Source organism: Mesorhizobium sp. B1-1-5 (genome assembly GCF_006443065.1).
In the GTDB taxonomy this organism is placed as follows: domain Bacteria; phylum Pseudomonadota; class Alphaproteobacteria; order Rhizobiales; family Rhizobiaceae; genus Mesorhizobium.
The window spans coordinates 1-18,459 of record NZ_VFWS01000058.1; the positions used below are offsets into that span (position 1 = coordinate 1).

Below are 18,459 nucleotides of genomic sequence, written 5' to 3' on the forward strand. Positions count from 1 at the left end.
AGGAGCGAAGCGACGCGGCGCAGACCATTCCGTGACGTCGAGGCGACGCCACGGTGCAGAATTTTGCTCTGTTGCATGCCCTGGCGAAGGTAACGGCATGGATTCCAGGGTCTGCGCCGCGTCGCTTCGCTCCTTGCTCCGCCATAGAATGACGACGTTGGGCGGCTTCAACCAATTCCCGGCGTCTGCGCTGATTTCACGGAAATGAACGGAAAATCTTGCACCAAGAGGCGGTTGGCCAGCCAATCGGACCGGCCACAGGTGGCACTCTCCACCCGGGTTGACAGGTCAGACGGACCGTCCTAATTTTCGCGTTAGTGGCCACTAACGCGAAATACTGGACAGCGCTCGGCGATCCGACACGACGCACGATCTTCGAACTGCTGGTCGAAAGTCCCAGTTCAGTCGGCGGACTCGCCAATGCGCTGCCCGTGACGCGGCCGGCCGTCTCGCAGCATCTGAAGGTGCTCAAGGATGCCGGGCTGGTGGCTGATACGCGCTCCGGCAAGGAGCGCATTTACCGGATCGATCCGGACGGGCTCGCGGCGTTTCGCGCGGAGATCGACCAGTTCTGGGTGAAGACGCTCGCGGCCTACAAGCTGGCCGTCGAGCAACCGGCAAAGGACGAGACATGATCAAGCAACCGGCACCTGCTCCCGTAAGGCATTCCGTCGTCGTCGAGGCGCCGATCGCGCGCGCCTTCAAAGTGTTCACCGAGGATTTCGGCAGCTTCAAGCCGCGCGAGCACAATCTGCTTGCCGTGCCGATCGCGGAAACGATCTTCGAGCCGCACGTCGGCGGCCACGTCTACGACCGCGGCGTCGACGGCTCAGAGTGCCGCTTCGCCCGCGTGCTGGCCTACGATCCGCCCGACCGGCTGCTTCTGAGCTGGGACATCAGCCCGCGCTGGCAGATCGAAACCGACCTCGCCAGGACGAGCGAGTGGGAGGTCCGCTTCACGGCCGAGGCGGAAAACCGGACCCGGGTTGAAATCGAGCACCGCCATATCGAACGGCATGGCCAAGGCTGGGAAGGCGTGCGCAGCGGGGTCGACGGCGATCAGGGCTGGCCGCTCTACCTGCAGCGGTTCCAGGCGCTTTTTGCCCGGGCGGCCTGACAGCGGCACCCCCCTGGGGCATGGCCCGCACGGTGGCGATCGGAGGAGCACTGGAAATAATGGAAGCCTATTGGTTGAGCACCCTCGGCGTGCTTGCGCTCTGCCTCCTGTCGGTCGCGCTGGCGATCTACTCAGGCTCGTCCAAGGGTTTTGCCGGCAAGCTTTCAGGGCCGGTGATCCCGGCGGACGACGACAACTCCCTTTACCGGATCGATCGCGTCCACATGAACTCGGTCGAGGCGCTCGCGCCCTTCGTCGCGCCCGTGTTGCTGGCGATGATGGTCGGCGTCGAGCCGGTGACGCTCGCCTTGCTCGTCTGGGTTCACCTGGCGATACGCCTCGTCCACATGATCGTCTACCTGCGTGGCGGCAATGCCGCCAAGGGCGGCAGCCTCAGGACGATCCTCTATGTCTCCGGAGCGCTGGTCACGCTTGTTCTCGTCCTCGTGACGGGCTGGGCAGCGCTTCGCTGAGCAGCGCTCGCTTTTCGCTCCGTCAGCGGAACCCTCGCCCCGATCAGAGGTTCATCCCTGTACAACCACAGGAGATGCGCCATGGACCACACCAGCCACGTAAGACTGACCAATGCCGAGCTGACGCCCGACATCCTCGAAGGCGCCACCATCTACGGCCCGAATGACGAGAAGATCGGCTCGGTCGACCACCTGCACGGCAGCCAGGTCGTCATCGATGTCGGCGGCTTTCTTGGCATCGGCGCCAAGCCGGTGGCTGTCACCGCCAGCCAGCTCGATTTCATGCGCGACGAGGACGGCGATGTGCATGCCGTCACCAGCTGGACGAAGGACCAGCTGAAAGCAATGCCGGAACATCGCGACTGATAGGAACGCTTCGCGACTGGCAATCAATCAAGAGAATTCGGCCCGGCAATTGCCGGGTCGGTTTCTTTGCACGGCGCGGTAAATTCGTTTGTGGCCTGACGAGCGTCAATGCGGATTGCCCTCGCGGCACAAATGTGTGGCGGGTTCCTTCCGGAGCCGCGAGAGAGCCCGGGACAGGTCGGCGATTCGTGGGGCGATGAACCGCTCCAAGGATCAGCGGCGCATGCTCGCAAGCAGGCAAATACACAGCCCCGCGTTGACCGTTGCCGCGAGCGCCAGCGTGACCAGGACAAGATTGGCGCCGCCCGTGCCAAGAAGCAGCGCTCCAACGGACGGCGCCGCCGCCTGGACGATGAGGCTGGGCGTCGCGAGCTTGCCCATCAGCACCGCGTATTGCTGCGGGTCGAACAGCACCAGCGGCAGCGCGCCGCGCGCGATCGTATGGATGCCGTTACCCGCGCCATAAAGGATCAAGGCGAGAGCAACAAAAGTCTGGCTCGTCAGCAGCAGCCAGATTCCGGCGGCAAGCAGCGTTACGGATGTCAGCATCGTCCAGATCGGATGGTGCCGGTTGCGGCCAATCAGCAGCTCCGCCACTCTAGCGCCGACTTGTGAAGGGCCGACCAGCGCGCCAAGTCCGACGGCGGCTGCCAGGCTCGCGCCGCGCAATTGCAGCAGCATCAGCAGATGGACGGAGAGCATGGACGCGACCAGTGCGGCCAAAGTCTGAATGGAGGCCAGCAGAATGAAGCGCGCCCGCGCTCTGCCGGTGGTCGATGCCTCTTTCGACCTATCTTTGACCGGCGCAGGCGCGGCGGCCGGAGGCGACGGTATTATCCACAGATGGAGCGGCAAGCAGATTGCCAAATGGATCGCGGCATAGGCAAGGCAGGCGGTGCGCCAGCCGCCATGCTCGACAAGGAAGGCGCTGATCGGCCAGCAAATGGTGCTGGCAAAGCCGCCGAAAAGCGTCAGGTTGGTGATGGCGCCGCGCGCGCTCTGTCCATAGAGGCGGCCGAGTGTGGCGAAGCCGGCATCGTAGAGGCCGCTCGACATGCCCAAGCCCATGAGCAAGCCATGCAGCCAGATAAAGAGGATAGTCGGTCGCCGTCGCCAACAGCGAATGCGCGGCCGCCAGCAGCAGCGAGCTGGCGGCAAGCACCGGCCGCCCACCGTGGCGCTGGATCAGCCGCCCGGTGACGGGGGACACCAGCCCGGCAAGCAGGAGCCCGCAGGATAGTCCGGCAATGACCCAAGCGAGCGACCAGCCGGTATCCTTGGCAATCGGCACGGCAAGCACTGCGGGCAGGTAGTAGGACGATCCCCAGGCGAGAATTTGCGTGATGCCAAGAGCCGTAACGAGGACGCGCCGGTTGTGTGCGATGGGCGCGGCGGCTTCCAATCAGGCTTGCCCTGGCGGATAGGCGACCTTCTCGCCATCCTCCTTGACGAACTCCCGCACCGGATTGTCGAGCAGCGGCAGCACCGCTTCCGACGGCCGGCACAGTTTTGTCCCTTTCGGCGTCTCGACGATTGGCCGGTTGATGAGGATCGGATGAGCGAGCATGAAATCGATCAGCTCGTCATCGCTCCATTTCGGATCGGCGAGGCCGAGTTCGGCGTAAGGCGTGCCCTTCTCCCGCAACAACTCGCGCGCAGAAATCCCCATCGCGGCGATCAGTTCGAGCAGCCGTTCGCGGCCCGGCGGCGTCTTGAGGTATTCGATCACGACAGGGTCTTCGCCGCTGGCGCGGATCATGGCGAGCGTGTTGCGGGAGGTGCCGCAGTCGGGGTTGTGATAGATCGTGACCGTCATGGCTCTGCTTTCAGTGGCTGGTATTGCTGAACGGTTTCGGGCTTGAGCAGCCAGGCCATCAACGCGAGCGCGATCAGGGCGCCGAGCAGCTCGGCCACGACGAAGCCCGGCAGATCGAGCGGCCTGATGCCGGAGAAAGTGTTGGTGAGCGAGCGCGCCACGGCGACGGCGGGATTGGCGAAGGAAGTGGATGCCGTGAACCAATAGGCCGCTGTGATATAGAGCCCGACCAGCCACGGCACGGCCCGCCGCTCGAAGCGGAGGCCAGCGAGAATGACGGCGATAAGGCCGAATGTCGCGACCATTTCCGAGAACCATTGCGCCGGCCCGGCACGCAGTTTCGTCGCGACCTCCAGCACCGGCAGGGCGAACATGAGATGCGCGGCGATCGTGCCAGCGATTCCACCGACGACCTGCGCGAACAGATAGGCAGGGAGATCGCGAGCAGGCAGCGACCGGTTGAGGCAGAACACCAGCGAAACGGCGGGATTGAAATGCGCGCCGGAGATCGGCCCGAGGATGGTGATCAACACCACCAGCATGGCGCCGGTTGCAAGCGTGTTGCCAAGAAGCGCCAGCGCGGTGTCATGCGTCAGCGTCTCTGCCATGATGCCGGAGCCAACGACGGTCGCCACCAGCAGGCTGGTGCCGAGGGCTTCAGCCGCGAACCGGCGCGGCAGATCGAAGGTGTTCATTAGCTAGCCTTGGGTTTTGCGGCGGGCGTGACGGTCATTGCCGGGCCTCCTCGCCCGGCTGGCAGCAAGATGCCGCAGCCGCCGGCGCGCAGATTTCCGGCCGGCCGGAGCAGCAGTCCTCCATCAGGAAGCGGATCAATCCGGACAGCGCGTCGAACTCGGCGCTGTAGACGATCGAGCGAGCATCGCGCCGCGCGGTCACGAGGCCAGACCGTTCCAATTCCTTGAGGTGAAAGCTGACATTGGACGGCGAGACCTCTACCTGCTCGGCGAGCGAGCCGGCGGCAATGCCTCCCGGGCCGGCAACGACCAGCAGCCGCAGCAGGCGCAGCCGTGTTTCCTGCGACAGCGCGCCAAAGGCGATCAGGGCTTGACGTTCATCCACGTTTCAACAATCCTTGAAATGTTGAAATGAGGAATAGCCGACATGCTCTCTTCCGACAACCGGAAAAATGTGGCCCCAATCGACCCCTCCGACCTGACGATCGGCGATCTGCTGGTTGCGCTGGCCGATCATACGGACACGCCGCTGGTGTTCCGCTGTGGCGGGCGGCCGGTAAAGCCGGGCTATCATGTCACCGAGGTGAAGGCTGGACAGTTCGCGGCGCTGGATTGCGAAGCGAATCCAGAATCATGGTCTGAGATCTTCGTCCAGCTGTGGGACGTGGACGAGGGCGGGCCGGTCCATATGCCGGCCGGCAAATTCGCCGCGATCATCCGCAAGGTGGCGGATCATGTGGCGCTCGATCAGGCGGCGAAGTTGACCTTCGAGGTCAGCGACGGGGTTCGCCCGATGGAATTGCACCGGGCGGCCCAGCCGAGCCTTGTTGGCGGGACCGTCGAGGTCGAGCTGTCGCCGCGGCCGTCAAGCTGCAAGCCGCGCGACCGCTGGCTGGAAGAACAGAAGGCGGCAAGTGGCTGCGGAGCGAGCCGCTGCTGTTGAGCCCGCGAATGGTGACGCGCCGCGCCTGATCAAAACCGGATCATGCCATTGGCTTGCAATAAATAGAGGCCCACGAGAACGATGGCGATCAGCGCCACCCAAACAGCTGTCTTGCTCATCCGCGAAATCCTATTGATCGGCGATAGTGAACGCGCGCGCTACGGTTGTGTTCCCGATATGCCGGGTTGCACATCGCCTAGGCAGGATCAAGTCACGAATTGCTGGACGACGAGCGTCCGTGCATAGTGGCGGCAATGGCGCCTGGTCGATGAAGATGGCTATGGATGACAAAGCGGACAATCCGGGCGTGGCGGTGTTCCCGCCGCTGCTCTTTCTCGTGGCGCTGATCGCGATGCTGGCGCTGCGCTATGTCTGGCCGCTGGCGATCGGCGGCCGCCCGCTGACCATCGTGCTCGGCATAGTGCTGGCAGTACTGGCGGTTGCGATCATCGCCTGGGGACGCTCGATCATGTTGCGCGGCGGCACCAATGTGAACCCGACGCTGCCGACCACCGCGATCATCACCGGCGGCCCGTTCGGCTTCACCCGCAACCCTCTCTATGTCGGCCTGATGGGGCTGCTTCTCGGGATCGGGCTGCTCTTTGACAGCTGGTGGGCCGTCATCGCAACCATCGCGAGCTTCCCCATCCTGCATTACGGCGTGGTGCTGCGCGAGGAAGCCTATCTGGAACGCAAGTTCGGCGAACCCTACCGCGCCTACAGGGCGAGCGTGCGCCGCTATCTTTGAGCATCAGTCCTTCGGCGCGTTGCTGTAGAGCGCCACGCCGACGCGGTCGTTGCGCCGCCACCGCACCAAAGCGCGATAGGCCGTATCGTCGGCCGGGACCTCGAGCAGAAAGCGGTCCGGGATTTCTACATTGGCGCCGACGCGCAATTCCGCGCCCTGCTCGTGCTGATTTCTGACCGAGCAGCCGATCCTGACGCCGGCGGCGATGATCGTGGCTTGCTTGAGCACGAATTCGCGCGCATGAAGACGTCGCTCGGTCTCGGGAAAACTGGCCATATCCGGCGGGCTCCTCAGGCAAGGCTCTCCTCGCCATGGGGCCGCACCATAGCAGCGAAGCGTTTCCGTTCCGTTAGCGATCACTGAAACGGTGGTGTGCCGGCTTGATATGCCGGCCGGGTCCACGGATGGAGCGTTCACGCCTGAGCGTTCAGCCGGCGACAGTGACGCCGCTCGCGCGCAGCACCCAGCGGCGGCCGTCGCCACGGAACTCGGTGAGCGACAGCGGCTCGATATCGATCTTCCAGACCGAGGAAAGCGGCGCGCCGAGCACATGCGCCATGGCGGCGCGGATCGGCACGGCATGCGTCACCGCGATGGTGTGACCGCTCTCGCCGGCCAGCCGCTCCATCAGCGCAGCACCCCGCCGGGCGACGGCGGCGAGCGATTCACCGCCATGGGGCGCCGCGTCTGCGTCGGCGAACCAGGCCGCCATGCCTTCCGGGTCCTCGGCCTGCACCTCCTCGAAGCTTTTGCCGGCCCAGCGTGCGAAATCCTGCTCGGCAAGCAGCGGCTCGACCGTCGCGTCAAGTCCGAGCGCCTCGGCCGTCCGCCGCGCGGCCAGCGCCGGACTTGTCCAGACACGGTCGGCGCGACGCAGCGAAGCGGCCAGCGCGCCGGCGCGATCGAGGGCGCGCTGCTCCGGCGGCTCATCGTTCGGAAAGCGGCCCTTGCGCATTCCGGGCGTCGCTCCGCTTGCGATCATCGTCAGGCGGACAAGCATGAAAAACTCCGTGGCCCAGCGAAAAACAGGCCTCAAGTAGCCGTGCCGCCATTACATGTCGTTGACAGGCGAACGAAGTGCTGACAAGTGTCTTAGTGCTATACGGGATTGGAAGCCGGTGCGAGTCCGGCACGGTCGCGCCACTGTGATCGGCACCAGCCGAAAGTCAGGCCTTATTCCGCAGCATCGTTCGATCAACGGGACGCAGTATCCCACGGGAGGTCAATATGTCCGACACCACCTTCGCCCCCAGCTACGGCCCGGTTGCGATTCCGGTCCGCGAGCTTCTGCCCTGGGCCATCCTCGGCGGGCTGCTTTTGATGCTGGCGATCTATTTCGTCGGTGCGGAAGAAGGCGCGACCTCGCTGATCCGCGGCACCTATGTGCACGAATTCGTGCATGACGGCCGCCACCTGCTCGGCTTCCCCTGCCACTAAAGCGGTTCAGCATCGCTGAGCCCGCTTTCGATTCTGATCTAACGCAATTCCGGACGGAAAACCGCTACGCACTTTTCCTGGAATTGCTTGGTTGGCTTAACGCAATTCCAGACGGAAAACCGCTACGCACTTTTCCTGGAATTGCTTAGAGGGATTAGTGACATGGTTGGAAAACTTTTGCTGCGCGGCATGCTTGTCGGGCTGGTCGCCGGGATTCTGGCGTTCGCCTTCGCCCGTGTCTATGGCGAGCCGCAGGTCGACAAGGCGATCGCCTTCGAGGAACAGCAGGCCCAGGCCGCCGGCGAGGCGCCGGAGCCCGAGTTGGTCAGCCGCGCCACGCAAGCCGGCATCGGCCTGGCAACCGGCGTGCTGATCTATGGCGCCGCGGTTGGCGGGCTGTTCTCGCTGGTCTTCGCCTATGCCTATGGCCGGCTGGGCTCGCTCGGACCGCGCGGCACCTCGGCGGTGCTGGCGTTGCTCGGCTTCCTGGCCGTGATCGTGGTGCCCGGCCTCAAATATCCGGCCAACCCGCCCGCGGTCGGCAATGCCGAAACGATCGGTTACCGCACCGAGCTGTTCTTCATCATGATCGTGATCTCGATCGCGGCGATGGTGGCGGCGGTGGGTCTGGCGCAGCGGTTGTGGAAGCAGCTCGGCGCCTGGAACGCTTCGATCGTGGCCGGGCTCGCCTTCCTCGTCGTCTTCGCTTTGGTGAAGGCGGCGCTGCCCGACATCAACGAAGTGCCGGAGAACTTCTCGGCAGCGGTGCTGTGGCAGTTCCGCGTCGCCTCGCTCGGCATCCAGCTGGTGTTGTGGACCGTCGTCGGGCTCGGCTTCGGCGCGGTCGCCGAGCGCGTGGTCGCGGTTCGCGACCAGCGCGGCCCGGCACGCCGCTACGCCTGAAATCCCGTGCGTTGGCCGCCACTGTTTCGCGCCCTGGCGGCCAAAGCGGCTCAACGGTCGGTACGACCGCAGAGCCACTTTGGTCTTTTGTTTTCTCGCAATTCCGGACGGAAAACCGCCGCACACTTTTCCTGGAATTGCTCGGTTGCGGCGCTGCTCGCATTTCTGGCCGCCACATCCGCGCAAGCGCATAGCGGATCCTCGGCCCCGCCTCCTCCAGGCATCCAGATCCCCAGCCTGACCCACGGCCAGATGGCCGTCATCGCGCGCCATCGCGGCGAGATCCTCGACCTCGCCCTGCGCCAGACCGCGACCGACCCAACCTTCCGCCGGCTCTACAATCACGGCAATCTGCAATTCACCTATTGCCTCTGGGGCTTGATGCCGGGCAGCCTCGGCGACGAGGAAAGCCCGTTCAACGAATGCAGCCACGCCTATTTCGCCGCCGCCAAGGCGCTGCTCACCTATATGGCCACGATGCCTTCAGCTGAACGGGGTGCGAAGGCGCTGATCTCGGACATCGATGCCGAGATGGTGCGCAGCGGCGCGTCGTGGATCCTGTGCCAGTACAGCGGCGAGGCCTTCAGCACCGGCGCGGTCGTCGAGCCACGCTGGCGCGACATCTTCTTCCACTTGCCGAGCCTTGCGGTGATCCTCGGCACTGTGGCCGCGCTCGGCGCCGCCGCATGGTCGATTATCGGCGCGCCGCGTAGCCGCACGGCCTAGGGGCTTTTCACCGTTTCACGGAAACCGAGCGCGCATCACAATTCCGCGAGCGCGATGGCATCTCGGAACGGCAGACGTTTTCATTTGGGCACCTGGGCTGAACACAGGAGCAAATCATGCATGGAAGAATCATAGCTGGCCTCGCGTTAGCAGCCTCCCTTGGAATTGCCCAACCCTCCCTTGCCGCGCCCGACTGGAAGGCGGTAGCGCAGGCGCTCGGGAAATCCGGCACAGAAGCACCAGGGGGAGTCTACCGCGTCGGGCTGCCTCGCTCCGATCTGAAAGTCACTCTCGACAGCGTGGAACTCAAACCGGCCTTGGCGCTCGGCTCATGGCTCGCATTCAAACCCATGGGCGATCACGACGCCATGGTAATGGGCGATCTCGTGTTGACCGTGCCAGAGATCGACCCCGTGATGATGAAACTGATTGAAAGCGGGATCGAGATCACGGCCCTCCACAATCACCTGCAGAGAGCCCAGCCGGAGACGATGTATATGCACGTCCTTGGTCACGGCGATCCGGAAAAATTGGCCACCGCGCTGCATTCAGCGTTGCAGCAGAGTGCGACGCCGCTTTCTGACGCGCCGGCGAGCGCCGCCGCTGCTTCGAAGTCAATTGATCTCGATACGTTGATCATCGACCAGGCGCTTGGCCACAAAGGCAAGGTCAACGGCGGCGTCTATCAAGTCAGCATCCCGCGAGCGGAGACCGTCAAGGACGATGGTATGGAAGTGCCGGATGCAATGGGCTCTGCGATTGCCATCAATTTCCAGCCGACCGGAAGTGGCAAGGCCGCGATCACCGGCGATTTCGTCCTGATCGCCTCTGAAGTGAATCCGGTACTACGAGCTCTGCGGGAAAGCGGGATAGAGGTGACCGCTGTGCACAACCACATGCTCGACGATCAACCCCGGCTATTCTTCATGCATTTTTGGGCAAATGACGATGTCGGGAAGTTGGCCAAAGGGCTGAGGCTGGCGCTCGACCAAGTGCACCTCAAGACGGGTAGTTGATCTTTGACGCAGTCCCGGCGAAATTCCGAAGGCGGCTGCGTTGGCCCGGCCTGCGTCGAACGGCTGCGGGGCCAGAAAGCGGACATCTACGCCGCATCCTAGTGTTGCGTTCGCCAGGTAGATTTCGCGCTGGTCCTTAAAGAGTGCCTGTATCATCCATGCGCGCGCTCGTGATGGTGGCCTTCCGGTTCGGCCATGGCGAAGGGCAAATCCTCGGTGTCGGGACCGGCCGCCAGTTGCAGCCTGGCGCTGAATTCGTGCGGTTCGGCAGGTGCGACCAGGCTCTGCAAATAATGATGGTCGCCGCCGACCGGCGACAGCGGCAGGCTTTCGACCGCACCGTTCGCCCTTTCAATGGCGACGTTCGCCTGCAGGCCCTCGGCGTGACGCGACAGGCGCAGCCGCATGCGCTCGCCCTGCGGCGTGTCGACGATTTCGAGCAGCCCGCTGGCTAGCTTGCCCGAGACCAGGAATGGATCCGGCGCATGATGGTGGCCAGTTTCCGTCTCCGGCTCGGCAAAGCGCACCGTGGCGACGTCGAGTGCCGGGATGTGCGCGAAGAGCTCGGCCTTGAGCGATGCGGCGATGTTGTTCGCGGCGGCAAGCAGCAGGCCGTCATTGACCGCGATCTCGACATCGACATGCAATTTGTGGCCAAGCCAGCGGGCCTTGACGTCGGCAACCCTTTCGATCCCGGCGACATGGTCGGCGGCGTGATGAATCTCGCCGACCAGGCCGGGCTCGACGCCGTCCAGCATCCGGGTCAGCACCGAGCGCGCCGATTGCCAGACGATAGCGAAGATGGCGACGGTGATGAGCAGGCCGATGATTGGATCGGCGAGCGGAAGGCCGAGCCAGACGCCGGCCGCGCCTGCGACGACGGCAAGGCTGGTGAGGCCGTCGGTGCGGGCGTGATAGCCGTCGGCAACCAGCGCCGCGCTGTTGATCTGGCGACCGACGCGGATGCGAAAAACCGCCACCGCTTCATTGCCGAGGAAACCGATGACGCCGGCGACGGCCAACCAGCCAAGGAAATGCACCGGCTGCGGATTGAACAGGCGATTGATCGCCTCGTATCCGGCCACCAGCGCGCTGGCCAGGATGATGAGCACGATGATGATGCCGGCGAGATCTTCGACCCGGCCGAGGCCGTAGGTGAAGGCCCTTGTCGGTTTGCGGCGCACGAGTACAAAAGCGATCCAAAGCGGGATGGCGGTGGTCGCGTCGGCGACGTTGTGGATGGTGTCGGCAAGCAGGGCTACGCTACCCGAAAGCATCACGACGACAATCTGGAGCGCGGCCGTGACCGCGAGAATCACGAACGACCACTTGACCGCCCAAATGCCGCGGTCTGTGGTGGCGATGGTCGCGTCGATCACGCCATGAGTATGGCCATGCGGCCCATGATCGTCGTGGCCGTGGCCGCCATGGTCATTCCCGTGCACGCCGAAGCCGAACCAGTCGAGCGCTTTTTCCCACATCGCCGCCTCACAGATATTTGGTGAGCTGCTTCAGCTCTTTGAGCGTGTCCCTGGTCGGTTCGCCGCCTTCGACAAGGCAATGCTCCATATGGTCGTGGATCAGCTCGCGCTTGGCATTGCCGACCGCGCTTTCGACGGCGTGGAGCTGTTGCGCGAGGTCAAGGCAGGACCGACCCTGCTCGAACATGGTGAGCACGGCGGCGAGATGGCCATGCGCTCGCTTGAGCCGGGCGATGATATCGGGATGGGAGCTGTGTATCGTCATGGCAATATCCTATCCCCCAGGGTAGGATATTGCCAACAGACAGTATGCCTCGAACTCTCGAGGCTAGCCTCCTGCAGCGGCTGGACTCGCCACCCGGCCGAGCGTGGCAACTGGGCACTTTCCCCGGAATTGCCTGATGCGCCTCCGCACTGGCATAGCGTCCGGGCGGCCGGCCGGCATGGCGGCTGAAGGCGCTGAAGGTGCTGGCCGAGCCGTAGCTGACGCGCTCGGCGACCTCGCCAATGTTGCCCCCGCCGGCGCAGCCGGTTCTTGCCTGCGGGGCAGTATCTGCCGCGAAATCCCGGCTTCATGTGATCGATCGGCTGCAGCGACCGGCAGCCCCGCGGCAACCAAATGCTTGGTTTGCCGTTTATTTTAGCGGTTGCCGCCACCCACCGTGGCGCCAGCCGGCTCCGGCGGCCTGAGACCGCGCGGGGCTGAAAGGAGGCCGCAATGACACGGCCCGCAGTGGAGATAGGCGACCGGGTGGCTGTCATCGCCACCGTGATCGAGCGCATCAAGGACCGCGTGATACTGAAGCTCGACGGCGACGGCCATAATTATTCGATGGCCGAGCCCAATGCCAAGACAGGCGACAAGCTCAGACTGGAGGGCGACGTCGTGCATGTCGACGAGGATCTCGGACGCACGACCGTGCAGGTGCTGGGGCGCGTGACCGTCGACACCAACTCGGTCGAAATGGTGACGAGACGTTGCGACCTCGACCATATCGGCTCGAACGTGCCCGGCCACCCCCGCCCGCGCACCCCGCCGACACCGCATGGGTGAAACCGGCGGCTGAGGCGCGATCCTCCTCCCCGCGAAACGGTGGATTGCTTAGTGGCGCTTGAAATACTGCACTTCGCGTTCGTGCTTTTCCGCCGCTTCGCGGGACTTGAAGGTGCCCAGGTTCCGGCGCTTGCCGGTTCTGGGATCGACTTTGCGCGAATAGAGCCGGTACTCGCCGGATTTCAGCTTGCGGATCATGGCGGTCTCCTTGTGAACCGGGACTTTAACCCGCCTGGGGCCTTCGCGGTTCCGAGCAGGCCATGCCGCCCGATCGTGGCCCGCCGGCAAAAAGCGCTCCTGTCGGTGAACCATTTCACGGACGGAAACGACCCAATGTTGGAAGCGACACCGTAACGACACGATTGAGTCGGATTATTTGTGTTCAAATGACTTTCGCGACGCTATGCGGATGTCGCTGAAGTGCCGGATCTGAGGAGGGTGCGATGGTTACGGCGAAGCTTCACGGCGTTGAACTCGTCAGGGGCCAGAAGTGGACGGTGCGCGTCACCGCCTACGGCACGACGCTGATCTTTCCATTCGAAGCCGAGCAATATGCGCGCTCCTATGCCGATGGCCAGGCCTTCCGCCTCGGCGTCGAGGTTGTCGAACTGAAGGATTGCGCCTGAGAGGCTGGGTCGGCGATCGCTTAATGGCCTCAAGACCCGCACAGCTGTATAGAATAGGCGCATGTCGGCTTTCGACTCGGCAAAGCAATGGGCGCGAGGGATCAAGCGCGATGTGGTGGCGCTCTGGATTGCGGCACGCGATCCGCGTGTGCCCTGGTACGCGAAAGCCACCGCGGGCGCCGTCGCTGCCTATGCGCTGAGCCCAGTCGATCTTATTCCGGACTTCATCCCCATCATCGGCTACTTGGACGACTTAGTGATCGTGCCTGTCGGCATAATGCTCGCGGTCAAGCTGGTCCCGGCCGATCTGATGCAGGAATTCCGCGAAGAGGCGGTGCGACGCGAGAAGCCGGTGAGCAAGGCCGGGCTCGCCTTCATGATCACGCTCTGGGTGCTGGCGGCGCTGGCGCTCACTTGGCTGTTCTGGCCAGAGCCGGCCTGAATGCTTCGGGCCCCGACCAGACGGCGTCGATTGCATTGGCCTGTCGCGGCCCATCTTTGGATTAGCGACATCTTGTATTTGTTGTAAATCAGGGTCATGCTTTTGGCACGCGCGAAACGACATGCGCAGTGTGCAGGGTCAACAGGGTCAGGCGTGATGCAATTCGCAGTTTGCTACGACCACAGCGGGTTCGATCTGGCGCGGTCGATCCTCCTCGATGTCACGGTATTCCTTGCGCTGATGGCGCCATTGGCGATCGCGCGACTGATCGAGATATCGCGACAGGACGCCGCCCGGCTACAGCCCGCCTGAGGCCTGAAAGCACGGAATTCCTAACCGTCGCGGGCGACCTTTCGGATCGGCAGATCGCCGAGCAATGCCGAACAGTCGATCACCTCCTGGAAGTGAGCCTGCGGATCGAGCACGAGCCATGAAGCGTGGGTGCGAAGATCCTTCAGCCTGGCATTCTTTTGCGCACGCGCCAGGCGCTCCGCTTCGGAAGCCTGAAAAGGTCTTTCGGCCTTGTGATGGTGAGGAGGCCTCGACATCGCGGCGGAAAACGCGCCGACTCCGCTTTTCGTTCCGCGAAAGCGGATGACCCTCTGCGCATTGCAATGACCGGTGGGGCCAGCGCTGCCGGCACCGCGCAACGCTGCAACTGGTGCGACAAACGAGCGGAAAGTGCGGGATCGGCGGTTGGGGTAGCCCGGCTTGCCTTGGCGGTAAAAGAGTACGGCTCTTTGACAGGCAAGCCGGGCTGAAGCGCCGACCTTTGGGTTTCCTTGGGGGGAGCCGGCGCAGAGACAGAGTGTCCGTTTCCCGCCGCGCCCACAATTGTTGCTGAAGTCCGATGCGCCGGCGCAATGGTCCGACCGGTTGGAAGCCGCGATGCCGCAACTCCTAGGCTGAAAAACGCGCAGACTTTCCTCGAATTGCTTCGGGCGCCCGAACGCTTAAACTCGTGTAAGACGGCCGTCTTCTTGAAGCGCTCTTTTGACGAAAAGCTCGGCGTGTTGCGCCCATTCCGCTTCCGCGACATCATTCTCGCGAACGGACTGCCTGAAAGCTTCCCGCAGTGCCTCGAGCTCAAAAATCGACAACCGCTCGTTTCTTTTTTGCTTTTTTTTGCCGACGTCCATACTGCGTTGCCAACAACAGCGTGATGAAGCCCATTGTATATGCGGCGGTTGTTCGACCCATCAACAGCTTGATCCTGACTTCTTTTGGGGGCAAATTTTTGCCGCGACGTCCGCGGTTCATGTCGGGAAAGAGCGGCCCCGACCGCCGATATGGACGGGTTGCAAGCCGGGCCGCCCGAGAGGTCGCCGCTATATGTCTACATCCACAACGATCGATGAAGAGACCGCGCCAGGCCAAGGCATCGGCGGTGTGGCGCTATATCCCGCGGGGCATATGCCGTTGGTCTGGAGCTGGGGCTTGATCGGTGGTTATGTCGGCATTGCAAAAGAACCTGTAATTTCAGGTGACAGCCGGCCCACGTCTCCTCCGTCAACAGGAATGGCGCGGGCTTTGCCGCCAGGGAGAGCAAGCAGCCTCCTCGCTTGCGAATCAAAGCCCGCCCGTCGGCGTGCGCCCAAACCTGCTCTGCCATTAACCTTCCCCACGGGCACGGACCAAGGTCGGTGTCGCAATTGCCTCCCCTCACCTATACTGTCGCGGACGGGTGGGTGAATGGTGCTGATGGTTGGGAGGTATTTAACACGACCTGCACGAGTCTGGAGCGGGCTCTCTCTGGCCTGGCAGTTCGTGATCGCGGGCGGCATCGGCCTTCTGGCGGTGATGCTCGTGGTCGGGCTGTGGGTGACATCGCAGATCCGTGACGGGGTCCTGCACAATTCCGCCGCCACCACGGCGCTCTATGTCGACAGCGTGATCGCACCGCTGTTGCCCGATATGCGCAAGAGCCAGGAGCTCGACGACACCGTCAAGCGGGCGCTGGACGAGACGCTGGGCCAGGGCGCGCTCGGGAAAAGGCTGGTCTCGTTCAAGCTGTGGCGGCGCGACGGAACGATCCTCTACTCCAAGGATGCCAGCCTGATCGGCAAGCAGGTCAGGCCCAACGCCAACCTCATCGCCGCTTTCGCCGGCGACGTCATGGTCAAATACAACAGGCTCGAGGACGAGGAAGACGACAAGGAGCGGTCGATGGGCGTTCCGCTGCTCGAAATCTACAACCCGGTGCGCGAGCCGTGGTCCGGCGAGGTCGTGGCTGTCAGCGAATTCTACGAATTGTCCGGCGACTTCGAGGAATCGCTCCACTCGGCCCTGCTGTGGACATGGCTGGTGGTGGCGGCCGCCACCGCCGCGGCGCTCGCCCTGCTCTCCGGCATCGTTTTCCGCGGCAGCCGCACCATCGTCACGCAGCAGGCGGCGCTCGAGGCCAAGGTTTCCGAATTGCAGACGGCCCTGGCGCAGAACTCGTCGCTGCGCCAGCGCGTTCAACGCGCCTCGCGCCGCGCCACAGCAATCAACGAGCGGTATCTGAGGCGCATCGGCGCCGACCTGCATGACGGACCGGCGCAACTGGTGGCGCTTGCCGCGCTGAGGATGGACAGCCCGGCGCTGGTCGACCCGGCCACGTCGAGCACGCTGCGCGAAGCCGAGATCGCCGGCATACACAAGACGCTCGGCGAAGCGATGCGCGAGATACGCGGCATCTGCAACGGGCTGGTGCTGCCGCAGATCGAGGCGCAGGCCATCGCCGACATTTTGCGGCTGGCGGTGGCCGAGCATGAGCGGCGCACCAGCACCAAAGTGTTGCTAACCCTGCCTGAGCGCTTGCCGGAACTCGGCACCTCGGAAAAGATCAGCGTCTATCGCTTCGTGCAGGAAGGCCTGAACAACGCCTTCCGGCATGGCAAGGGCAAGGGCCAGCAGGTCAGAGCCACGACGAAAGGCGGCAAGCTTTTGGTCGAGGTGATGGATAGCGGTCCCGGCTTCGACCCGGCCCGAAGCGAGGGACTTGGGCTTGCGGGCCTCAGGGAACGCATCGAAAGCATAGGCGGGCAGTTCGAGACGCTGTCCGGCCCGGAAGGAACAAGACTGGTGATTGCCTTGTCTGTCGAGGAGCAACCGTGAGCACATCCATCCGCATCGCAATAGTGGACGACCACCCCCTGTTTCGCGAGGGCGTGGCGCGCAGCCTCGGCGAAATAGGCGGCTTCGAGCTTGTGGGCGAAGGTGCCAGCGCCGAGGACGCCGAAAGGCTGGCGCGCGCCAGCACGCCCGATATTCTCCTGCTCGACATCAGCATGCCAGGCGGCGGCCTCAACGCGCTCGCCGGCATCCTTTCAGCGATGCCCGAACAGAAGATCGTCATGCTCACGGTGTCGGAGACCAATGCCGACGTCGCCCAGGCGTTGAAGGCCGGCGCGCGCGGCTATGTGCTGAAAGGCGTCGGCTCCAAGGCGCTGGCCGAGATCCTGCGCGATGTCGCCAACGGCCAGAGCTATGTATCGCCGAGCCTTTCGGCCAGGCTGCTCTCCGACCTTTTGCAGCCCACCGGCAGCAAGCCCGATCCGCTCAGTCAGCTCACCGGCCGCGAGGCCGAGATCCTGAAACTGGTCGCCGAAGGGTTGAGCAACAAGGAGGTAGCCGCCCGGCTGTCGCTGCAGGAGAAGACGGTCAAGCATCACATGACCAGGGTGCTCGCCAAGCTCAACGTGCGCAACCGCACCGAGGCGGCGCTGCTGATGCATGAGGCGAGGGAAAGGCACTAAGGAACTGGGGAACTGGGGAACTGGGGAACTGGGGAACTGAAGAGCCCTCTCTTCTTCAATTCTTCAATTCTTCAATTCTTCAATTCTTCAATTCTTCAATTCTTCAATTCCCCAGTTCCTCAGTTCTTCAATTCCCCAGTTCTTCAATTCCCAACCCTCACAAGTTCAGCAGGCGCGACAGATCCTCCTCCGTCGCCTGCCGTTCGATGATGGTGCGGCCTTGCGCATCCGTCATCTCAAAACGGCCGTTCCGGACCTGCTCCTTCATACCGTTGCGATGAATGACGGTGACCTTATCGCCGTCGATCGAAAGCGTGTCGCCGGTCGCGGCATTGGTGTAGCTATTCTTGCCGCCGGGATTGGTGTTGCCCTTGCCGCTGTTGTTGCCCGGCCCGGCATTGGGGTTGCTCCCGCCGGCATTGCTGTTGCCGTTGTCGCCCTGGCCATTGCTGTTGCCGTTGTTGCCACTATTGCCGGAATTCGAGCCGCCGGCCGATCCCGAATTGCCGCCGTTGCCGCTTCCACCACCGCCGTTCCCCCCGTTACCACCGTTGCCGTTGCCGGCGGCGGTGGCTGCGGCAATCCTCGGCACGCCGTCAAAGGTGATGTGCCAGGGCGCAAACGTCAGCGCCAGCGCGCTAAACACACGCAGCGCGAGCCAGGCGAGCCTGCTGAAGGGGCGGTTTCGCATATCTTCTCTTCGTTCCGGTCCCACTTCCGCATGGCTGAAGCTCCGCTCACGGCAGAACCGGTGTCTTGACCTGGGCAAGAATTCATATCCGGCGGGGCGACGAAAGCGGCCCACGACCCTTGCCCCCACCCGTCGGACCATTTTCAGGCGCCATGGCTGACCAATGTCGCAGCGGACAGGCTTTG

At 63.6% G+C, this 18,459-nt stretch carries 28 protein-coding genes, 1 pseudogene and 1 riboswitch; of the genes and pseudogenes, 16 read left to right on the forward strand and 13 right to left on the reverse strand.

All coding sequences use genetic code 11. The features are described 5' to 3' along the window. Positions 1 to 317 precede the first annotated feature (317 nt). The 4 genes from FJ980_RS17895 (at position 318) to FJ980_RS17910 (ending at position 1,956) form a co-directional block, all read left to right on the forward strand. On the forward strand, positions 318 to 635 hold the full coding sequence (locus tag FJ980_RS17895; protein WP_181181239.1) for a metalloregulator ArsR/SmtB family transcription factor: 318 nt from the start codon (positions 318 to 320) through the stop codon (positions 633 to 635). After that, positions 632 to 1,117, forward strand: a complete 486-nt coding sequence (locus FJ980_RS17900; protein ID WP_095770074.1) for an SRPBCC family protein — start codon at positions 632 to 634, stop codon at positions 1,115 to 1,117. The genes FJ980_RS17895 and FJ980_RS17900 overlap by 4 nt, the downstream gene beginning before the upstream one ends. A gap of 59 nt (positions 1,118 to 1,176) precedes the next feature. After that, entirely contained in the window at positions 1,177 to 1,590 is a 414-nt protein-coding gene (locus FJ980_RS17905) for an MAPEG family protein (protein WP_140544969.1), read from the forward strand. An 81-nt stretch (positions 1,591 to 1,671) separates the two neighbouring features. Next, positions 1,672 to 1,956 carry a PRC-barrel domain containing protein gene (locus FJ980_RS17910; RefSeq protein ID WP_140544971.1) on the forward strand — a complete coding sequence of 95 codons (285 nt, stop codon included), beginning with the start codon at positions 1,672 to 1,674 and terminating at the stop codon, positions 1,954 to 1,956. Between the two features lie 213 nt (positions 1,957 to 2,169). Here FJ980_RS17910 and FJ980_RS35405 read toward each other — a convergent pair whose 3' ends face one another. The 4 genes from FJ980_RS35405 to FJ980_RS17935 form a co-directional block, all read right to left on the reverse strand. Then, on the reverse strand, positions 2,170 to 3,030 hold the full coding sequence (locus FJ980_RS35405; RefSeq protein WP_246676447.1) for an MFS transporter: 861 nt from the start codon (positions 3,028 to 3,030) through the stop codon (positions 2,170 to 2,172). 328 nt (positions 3,031 to 3,358) lie between these two features. Then, positions 3,359 to 3,772 carry an arsenate reductase (glutaredoxin) gene (gene arsC, locus FJ980_RS17925; protein ID WP_140544977.1) on the reverse strand — a complete coding sequence of 138 codons (414 nt, stop codon included), beginning with the start codon at positions 3,770 to 3,772 and terminating at the stop codon, positions 3,359 to 3,361. Further along, positions 3,769 to 4,467: an MIP/aquaporin family protein gene (locus FJ980_RS17930; protein WP_140544979.1), complete on the reverse strand. Its 699-nt coding sequence runs from the start codon at positions 4,465 to 4,467 to the stop codon at positions 3,769 to 3,771. Before FJ980_RS17930 ends, arsC begins: the two co-directional genes overlap by 4 nt. A gap of 34 nt (positions 4,468 to 4,501) precedes the next feature. Further along, positions 4,502 to 4,852, reverse strand: coding sequence for a metalloregulator ArsR/SmtB family transcription factor (locus tag FJ980_RS17935; RefSeq protein ID WP_140544981.1), 351 nt, complete (start codon positions 4,850 to 4,852; stop codon positions 4,502 to 4,504). Between the two features lie 42 nt (positions 4,853 to 4,894). Here FJ980_RS17935 and FJ980_RS17940 point away from each other — a divergent pair, with 42 nt between their 5' ends. Together FJ980_RS17940 and FJ980_RS17945 are read left to right on the forward strand one after the other, a co-directional pair. Continuing rightward, on the forward strand, positions 4,895 to 5,410 hold the full coding sequence (locus FJ980_RS17940; protein WP_140544983.1) for a DUF6428 family protein: 516 nt from the start codon (positions 4,895 to 4,897) through the stop codon (positions 5,408 to 5,410). A gap of 280 nt (positions 5,411 to 5,690) precedes the next feature. After that, positions 5,691 to 6,158, forward strand: a complete 468-nt coding sequence (locus FJ980_RS17945) for an isoprenylcysteine carboxylmethyltransferase family protein (RefSeq protein ID WP_181164915.1) — start codon at positions 5,691 to 5,693, stop codon at positions 6,156 to 6,158. A 3-nt stretch (positions 6,159 to 6,161) separates the two neighbouring features. On the opposite strand, the gene FJ980_RS17950 is transcribed toward FJ980_RS17945, so the two are convergent. After that, positions 6,162 to 6,434, reverse strand: coding sequence for a PilZ domain-containing protein (locus FJ980_RS17950; RefSeq protein WP_140544987.1), 273 nt, complete (start codon positions 6,432 to 6,434; stop codon positions 6,162 to 6,164). A gap of 151 nt (positions 6,435 to 6,585) precedes the next feature. Next, positions 6,586 to 7,158 (reverse strand): histidine phosphatase family protein, encoded by a 573-nt coding sequence (locus FJ980_RS17955; RefSeq protein WP_140544989.1) that lies wholly within the window; start codon positions 7,156 to 7,158, stop codon positions 6,586 to 6,588. A gap of 83 nt (positions 7,159 to 7,241) precedes the next feature. Then, positions 7,242 to 7,385, forward strand: a riboswitch (adenosylcobalamin (AdoCbl) riboswitch). Here FJ980_RS17955 and FJ980_RS17960 point away from each other — a divergent pair. From FJ980_RS17960 to FJ980_RS17975, 4 genes are all read left to right on the forward strand, one after another. Beyond that, positions 7,386 to 7,595, forward strand: a complete 210-nt coding sequence (locus FJ980_RS17960; protein ID WP_095770085.1) for a CbtB domain-containing protein — start codon at positions 7,386 to 7,388, stop codon at positions 7,593 to 7,595. Between the two features lie 162 nt (positions 7,596 to 7,757). Continuing rightward, positions 7,758 to 8,498 (forward strand): CbtA family protein, encoded by a 741-nt coding sequence (locus FJ980_RS17965; protein WP_140544991.1) that lies wholly within the window; start codon positions 7,758 to 7,760, stop codon positions 8,496 to 8,498. A 252-nt stretch (positions 8,499 to 8,750) separates the two neighbouring features. Next, positions 8,751 to 9,224 carry a hypothetical protein gene (locus FJ980_RS17970; protein WP_140544993.1) on the forward strand — a complete coding sequence of 158 codons (474 nt, stop codon included), beginning with the start codon at positions 8,751 to 8,753 and terminating at the stop codon, positions 9,222 to 9,224. Positions 9,225 to 9,340: 116 nt separating this feature from the next. After that, a complete protein-coding gene (locus FJ980_RS17975) occupies positions 9,341 to 10,240 on the forward strand; it encodes a DUF1259 domain-containing protein (protein ID WP_140544995.1) in 900 nt (299 codons plus the stop codon). 152 nt (positions 10,241 to 10,392) lie between these two features. Here the strand turns inward: FJ980_RS17975 and FJ980_RS17980 are convergent, their stop codons facing one another. The 3 genes and pseudogenes from FJ980_RS17980 to FJ980_RS35410 form a co-directional block, all read right to left on the reverse strand. Next, the gene (locus FJ980_RS17980) at positions 10,393 to 11,721 is read right to left on the reverse strand and encodes a cation diffusion facilitator family transporter (RefSeq protein ID WP_140544997.1); all 1,329 of its coding nucleotides are present in this window, start codon (positions 11,719 to 11,721) and stop codon (positions 10,393 to 10,395) included. Positions 11,722 to 11,728: 7 nt separating this feature from the next. Continuing rightward, positions 11,729 to 11,986 (reverse strand): metal-sensing transcriptional repressor, encoded by a 258-nt coding sequence (locus FJ980_RS17985; RefSeq protein WP_040973109.1) that lies wholly within the window; start codon positions 11,984 to 11,986, stop codon positions 11,729 to 11,731. A gap of 151 nt (positions 11,987 to 12,137) precedes the next feature. Then, a pseudogene (locus tag FJ980_RS35410) lies at positions 12,138 to 12,224 on the reverse strand (AraC family transcriptional regulator); the annotation flags it as partial. Positions 12,225 to 12,439: 215 nt separating this feature from the next. Here FJ980_RS35410 and FJ980_RS17995 point away from each other — a divergent pair. Next, positions 12,440 to 12,775 (forward strand): hypothetical protein, encoded by a 336-nt coding sequence (locus FJ980_RS17995; protein ID WP_140544999.1) that lies wholly within the window; start codon positions 12,440 to 12,442, stop codon positions 12,773 to 12,775. A 48-nt stretch (positions 12,776 to 12,823) separates the two neighbouring features. Here the strand turns inward: FJ980_RS17995 and FJ980_RS18000 are convergent, their stop codons facing one another. After that, entirely contained in the window at positions 12,824 to 12,973 is a 150-nt protein-coding gene (locus tag FJ980_RS18000; RefSeq protein ID WP_095770090.1) for a hypothetical protein, read from the reverse strand. A gap of 245 nt (positions 12,974 to 13,218) precedes the next feature. Between FJ980_RS18000 and FJ980_RS18005 the strand changes: the two genes are divergently transcribed. The 3 genes from FJ980_RS18005 to FJ980_RS34700 all read left to right on the forward strand — a co-directional run bounded on the left by FJ980_RS18005 (position 13,219) and on the right by FJ980_RS34700 (position 14,155). Further along, complete coding sequence (locus FJ980_RS18005) at positions 13,219 to 13,401, forward strand: hypothetical protein (protein ID WP_036258067.1); 183 nt, start codon at positions 13,219 to 13,221, stop codon at positions 13,399 to 13,401. A gap of 61 nt (positions 13,402 to 13,462) precedes the next feature. Next, complete coding sequence (locus FJ980_RS18010) at positions 13,463 to 13,843, forward strand: YkvA family protein (protein ID WP_140545001.1); 381 nt, start codon at positions 13,463 to 13,465, stop codon at positions 13,841 to 13,843. A 156-nt stretch (positions 13,844 to 13,999) separates the two neighbouring features. Then, a complete protein-coding gene (locus FJ980_RS34700) occupies positions 14,000 to 14,155 on the forward strand; it encodes a hypothetical protein (RefSeq protein WP_181176019.1) in 156 nt (51 codons plus the stop codon). Between the two features lie 20 nt (positions 14,156 to 14,175). Here FJ980_RS34700 and FJ980_RS18015 read toward each other — a convergent pair whose 3' ends face one another. After that, the gene (locus FJ980_RS18015) at positions 14,176 to 14,493 is read right to left on the reverse strand and encodes a hypothetical protein (protein WP_181181240.1); all 318 of its coding nucleotides are present in this window, start codon (positions 14,491 to 14,493) and stop codon (positions 14,176 to 14,178) included. Between the two features lie 303 nt (positions 14,494 to 14,796). Continuing rightward, entirely contained in the window at positions 14,797 to 14,982 is a 186-nt protein-coding gene (locus FJ980_RS18020; RefSeq protein ID WP_140545003.1) for a hypothetical protein, read from the reverse strand. A 562-nt stretch (positions 14,983 to 15,544) separates the two neighbouring features. Here FJ980_RS18020 and FJ980_RS18025 point away from each other — a divergent pair. Both FJ980_RS18025 and FJ980_RS18030 read left to right on the forward strand, forming a co-directional pair. Beyond that, the gene (locus tag FJ980_RS18025; protein WP_140545031.1) at positions 15,545 to 16,942 is read left to right on the forward strand and encodes a sensor histidine kinase; all 1,398 of its coding nucleotides are present in this window, start codon (positions 15,545 to 15,547) and stop codon (positions 16,940 to 16,942) included. Then, the gene (locus FJ980_RS18030; RefSeq protein WP_140545005.1) at positions 16,939 to 17,583 is read left to right on the forward strand and encodes a response regulator transcription factor; all 645 of its coding nucleotides are present in this window, start codon (positions 16,939 to 16,941) and stop codon (positions 17,581 to 17,583) included. The genes FJ980_RS18025 and FJ980_RS18030 overlap by 4 nt, the downstream gene beginning before the upstream one ends. A gap of 157 nt (positions 17,584 to 17,740) precedes the next feature. On the opposite strand, the gene FJ980_RS18035 is transcribed toward FJ980_RS18030, so the two are convergent. After that, entirely contained in the window at positions 17,741 to 18,388 is a 648-nt protein-coding gene (locus FJ980_RS18035; protein WP_246676448.1) for a hypothetical protein, read from the reverse strand. Positions 18,389 to 18,459: the final 71 nt, after the last annotated feature.